Source organism: Xanthomonas sp. A1809, assembly GCF_017746015.1.
In the GTDB taxonomy this organism is placed as follows: domain Bacteria; phylum Pseudomonadota; class Gammaproteobacteria; order Xanthomonadales; family Xanthomonadaceae; genus Xanthomonas; species Xanthomonas euvesicatoria.
Window position 1 is genome coordinate 1 of record NZ_JAGHWZ010000047.1, and the last position, 4,580, is coordinate 4,580.

Sequence of the window (4,580 nt, forward strand, 5' to 3'; positions counted from 1 at the left end):
GAAAAATGTCTGAACTTGATTGCCATGGTGTTCTTCGCCTCCTGTGACACAAATAAAGATGGTGCGGTGTGGAACCGCTTCGCGTGCCTGGACTGACTATGCATCTTCGACCTCCTTGTCCTTGGCCGACTTGCGCTTGCCCGAGCCCTTGCGGTTGGCATAGAAATCGGCCAACCATTGCTCCGGCGTCAGTTGGTCCACGGTGACGCCCAGCTTGCCGGCCTTGCCCGCCAGAATTTGGTGCATGATCTCGATATTGTCGGTGGACGAGGAAATCACCGACAGCGCGTCATCCATCCCGCGCAGGTTGAGCTGGCACACCGCCGACGCGTGGCCCTGCTTGACCAGGAAACAGCGCGAGCGCTCATCCAGCGACACTACAACCTGATATTCGGCGTCGGTGAGCTTGAGCCCTTCCATGTAATCGTCGCGGCTGGCATTCGGGTTCGGCAGCAGGATCATGGTGGCCGTCTGCTCGATCAATGCAGCGGCAATGTCGCTGGCCAGTGCGTCTTCGGGACTCTGTGTGGCGAAAATGCCCAGGCCGTTCTGCTTTCGGATGGTCTTCTGCTTGTTCTTGGCAAATTCCTTCAGGCCACCCTTGCCGTCCAGGATCTTCCAGAACTCGTCCATCACGTAGATCAGCGGGCGGCCGTCGATCAGCGCTTCCAGGCGGTGCAGCAGGTAATTGATCACCGGCACGCGCACTTCAGCGTTGTCGATCACGTCGGTGTAGTCGAACCCGATGATCGACGCCCGCGTCAGGTCGATCGTATCCACCGGATTGTCGAACACCCAACCGAGCGAATTGCCAGCGGTCCAGCGGCGCAGACGCGCATACAGGCCGTCGTCGCCCATGTTGGGCAGGCTCTTGCGGAAATTGCTCATGCTGCGCAGGTGCATCGGCGTGTCCAGCATGCCCTCCACCGCGCGATAGATGTCCTCTTCCTCACGGGCGCTGTATTCGGCCTTGCCGCCCAGCACCTTGATCAACTCGGCCAGGAATTGGGTGTTGGCTTCATTGCGCTCGCACTGGAAAGGATTGAAGCCAGTCGGCGAACCATTTTCCAGCGCCAGGTAGTTGCCACCGCACGCGCGCACAAAAATCTCCGCGCCGCGGTCCTTGTCGAAGAAGAAGATGGTCGGAATCGGGTCGAACTTCTGCACCTGACTCAACAGGAAGTTGATCAGCGCCGTCTTACCGGTACCCGACTTACCGATCACCATCGTGTTACCGATGGCCTTCTCTCCCAGGGAGTTTTCAGACGGATGCGTCGCATGGAAGTTGAAGTAATACGGCTGCCCATTGGTTGTCTGCAGGGTAGTGACGCAGTCACCCCATGGGTTATTGTGCTGCTTGCCCTGGGCGAAATTGTGCAGCGGCGACAAGCCGAGGAAATTGAGCGAGCTCAGGTTGGCGATGCGCGTACGGAAGCGCCAGTTGCCTGGCAGCTGCGAATAAAATGACGAGGCGATCGCAAGATCTTCCTTGGCCAATACATTACGCTCTTGCGAAAAAAAAAATGGCCCCGGTGAGTGCCGGGGCCATCCATCGAACGTTATCTGCCTTTACAGGCTGGGGCCTCTGCGTGTCTCGACGTTTTGCTGTGCTTGGTGCGCATTTTGCTGGACTTGGCGCTGGCTTTCCTCCGCCGCCTGATGGCTGCTCTGTTCCAACGGCTGGTTCTGCGCTTGATTGCGATCCACAAACACACGCTGCATCGCCGGGTCGGTCATCTCGCCCTGTACCGCGAAGAAGCCGTCGCCGCTCCTGTTCGGTACCACATTGTCGATACGCTGCAGACCACTCACCTTGGCCTCGAACACGATCTGCCCGGCCGCCTGCTCCAGCTCCTTGCGGTTGGAAAATCCACCGCGCTCGCCCAAGGCCTCCAGCTTGCCTACCGTACCGACGAACATGCCATTGTCGGGGTGGCGAGGATCGGAAAGCAACGGAGCAGATGTGGCATGTGAAGGGACACCCTGAGCACTGCTCTGCTCGGCGTGTTTGGTCGTCTGCTGCGACAATGCTTTCCCGAGTGCCGCCTGTGTTTGCTGCCCCACTACACCATCGACTTGCAGGCCATGTGCGCGCTGGAATTGCTCCACCGCGAACTTGGTATTGCCGCCGAAATCACCATCGGCCTGCAGCGCCTTGCCGTCACGGCCGGTTGCGCCGAGCTGAGCGAGTTGGCCTTGCAACTGTTTCACGGATTCGCCGTGCTCGCCTTGTTCCAACTTGCCATCATGAGGTGATGGAGACCGTTGGGATCCAGACGATTTACCTTGCGCAGGTAGGCGACCTTCAGTTAAGCCAATTAAATCGTGTTTCTCCTCAAGCGCTCGATCACGTAGCGAATCCCATTGAGTAGGAGAACTTTTGAACAATGTTTCAGTATGAGAGTACTTGTAGTCTTGTAATGCCTCAACAATCTGCCTATCTGATAAATCAGACAATTGATAATTGTCGCCAAACTTTTCCTCAAGTCCTTTTCGAAACAACGATGGAGTCAAGGTGCGATACTGCACCGATGTGCTCCAGATAGCGTCCTGAACAGCAGCTCCACGATCACTTAGATCTAGCCCACCAGCTTTTAGAGCCGCGACCTGCTTGTCGTAGTGTGTACTCTTGATAAAATCATGCTGATCTTGGCCGAACGCAGCATCAATGCGCGCAAGCTGAGTCCACTTCGCGTCAAAAGCATCTGTCGTAGGAGACAGCCCTGCAAACTCGCCTGCATAACGTGATTGATCCAAGTACTCTCGTAGAGTGCCTGATTTAGAGGAAAGCTGATAAGCCCCGTAAGAAACGCCGCCGTGGTCTCCCTTACCCGTAGAGATTGTCTCTACACCGCGCCGACCACTTTCATGCCGCGCAGACGTCATACCCAAATGCCATCCATCCATAGTTGCCATCGTTAAACCCTCGCATTTGACCAGTTCATTATAAAACCGGATGATTAGCGCTTCTCCAGTTCTTCGGCGCGTTGCGCGGTTGCATTCAAATTACAAGAAGTGTCTTCCAATTCTTCCGCCTGCCCGCCACCGAGCGCACCATTCGATTTGCAAAGTGTGTCCCGCCACTTTATCCAATCGCGCTCCTCTTGCTTTAGCCGATCTTTCTTTTCTGCCGGCCATCTTTTCAAGAGGCGTTTATAAGCCGCATTCAGGCGAGCATCCTGATAAGCATATTCTTGACTATTGCACTCCATCAATGCCGGAACGACCGCGCCTGCATTTTTAACGCATTGAACGTATGAAGATCGCAGCTTTATATCTTTCGCTAGGTCACCACGCTGCCGTTGCTGGTCGCTGTTAAGTGCCTGCTCCAGGAGCTCATCTTGTTGGCGGGCAATACGCTCTTGCTTATCCGTGATGCTTTCAGCACCTTGAGCATGACTCACAGAATCTACATTCTGCTCCAAATTTCGAGAGTGCTTGGAAATGTCATCAGCCACTTCCGACATGGACTCTTGCTTGCAAGCTGCAAAAAATAAAAACACAGCTCCCGCGAAGACCAGATTTACCCTTCTGAAAAAAATAGGCATCAAAACCCCGCCAAGTTAGGTCAAGCTAGCACTTCAAAGAATGGATCAGGAAAATCAGTACACCTAACCATACAAGGACAACACCTTCACTTTAAAAAAGATAAAATAATTTTTTCCGAATAAATATGGCGCTCACACTAAAAACCAGCCATTTATTCTAAATAATAATCCATCTTACGCTTTTGGATTAAAATTTCCTAAAAAATGGCTTGGAACAATCCGTACCTCTGACGTAACACTTAGCACCAGATTCTTTTAAACATTCATCAAGAGCATCTTTTTTTGCTATCTCTTCAGTTGCTGCACTGATAATTTTCCCACCAGTCCGGCCCTTTGCAGCCTGCACAACAGCGACACACTGATTCTTGTACGTGAAATTCACCTTGCAATCAGAATTTCCAAAGTCTGAGCATACCTTTAAGGCTTCCACTCTGGCTTCATTCTCGGAAAGCTTGCCAGTGCTACTTCCGATGTCTCCATTATCCGAGCTAGCAATGGCTCCCCATGTTTTGAGCCACTCACCGGTGGGCCTAGGAGGCGGTTGAGGGATATCACCTCTCGATGTACCAGAATCTGGCCCACACTGAGGGCTTCCAGGAGCCACACCGCTTGGGCAAGCAGTCTGTCCCCAGGCAGCTGAGGAACTAAACAGAAAAATTAGTAAAATAAATAATTTCATAAAACCCCCGATTCTAGTCCTTATGAGCTACCTGAAACTTTATGGACTAACTGATCAGGAAGTTGAATTAGCTTTACCAAATCTTCCGCTAGGAGCAGTGTCGGTATCGTTATTTGCATATTGAGATTGCCTAGATCCCTGTCCAGACGGATTGAATTGATCCCTCCCTTTATTAGTGTCAGGAGCCGGCGCCCCCGGCTCATAAGGCCGCCCAGAAGCCGGAGCTGACTGACCGCCTCGATCCAGCTGCCCCAGCGCCGAGTACGCCGTGAACTGGCCCAGCGTACCCTGGAAGAAGGCAGCTGCCATGGGCGGTGCGGTGATGATCAACGTCGTTAACACCAGTCCTAATC

3 protein-coding genes and 2 pseudogenes are annotated in these 4,580 nt (G+C 53.3%); all 5 read right to left on the minus strand.

What is annotated here, in order from left to right; genetic code table 11:
• Window positions 1–96: 96 nt before the first annotated feature.
• A pseudogene (locus J7396_RS22140) lies at window positions 97–1,494 on the minus strand (VirB4 family type IV secretion/conjugal transfer ATPase); the annotation flags it as partial.
• A 75-nt stretch (window positions 1,495–1,569) separates the two neighbouring features.
• Entirely contained in the window at window positions 1,570–2,916 is a 1,347-nt protein-coding gene (locus tag J7396_RS22840) for a peptidoglycan-binding domain-containing protein (protein WP_315850414.1), read from the minus strand.
• Between the two features lie 44 nt (window positions 2,917–2,960).
• Entirely contained in the window at window positions 2,961–3,548 is a 588-nt protein-coding gene (locus J7396_RS22150) for a lysozyme inhibitor LprI family protein (protein ID WP_228737251.1), read from the minus strand.
• Window positions 3,549–3,735: 187 nt separating this feature from the next.
• On the minus strand, window positions 3,736–4,227 hold the full coding sequence (locus J7396_RS22155; RefSeq protein WP_011051705.1) for a DUF4189 domain-containing protein: 492 nt from the start codon (window positions 4,225–4,227) through the stop codon (window positions 3,736–3,738).
• 54 nt (window positions 4,228–4,281) lie between these two features.
• Window positions 4,282–4,580 (minus strand): annotated as a pseudogene (locus J7396_RS22715) (hypothetical protein); the annotation flags it as partial.

What these genes read in the sequence shown, in the direction of transcription:
- J7396_RS22840 (WP_315850414.1), bottom strand. Translation starts at nt 2,916, where the DNA reads ATGGCAACTATGGATGGATGGCATTTGGGTATGACGTCTGCGCGGCAT.
- J7396_RS22150 (WP_228737251.1), bottom strand. Translation starts at nt 3,548, where the DNA reads ATGCCTATTTTTTTCAGAAGGGTAAATCTGGTCTTCGCGGGAGCTGTG.
- J7396_RS22155 (WP_011051705.1), bottom strand. Translation starts at nt 4,227, where the DNA reads ATGAAATTATTTATTTTACTAATTTTTCTGTTTAGTTCCTCAGCTGCC.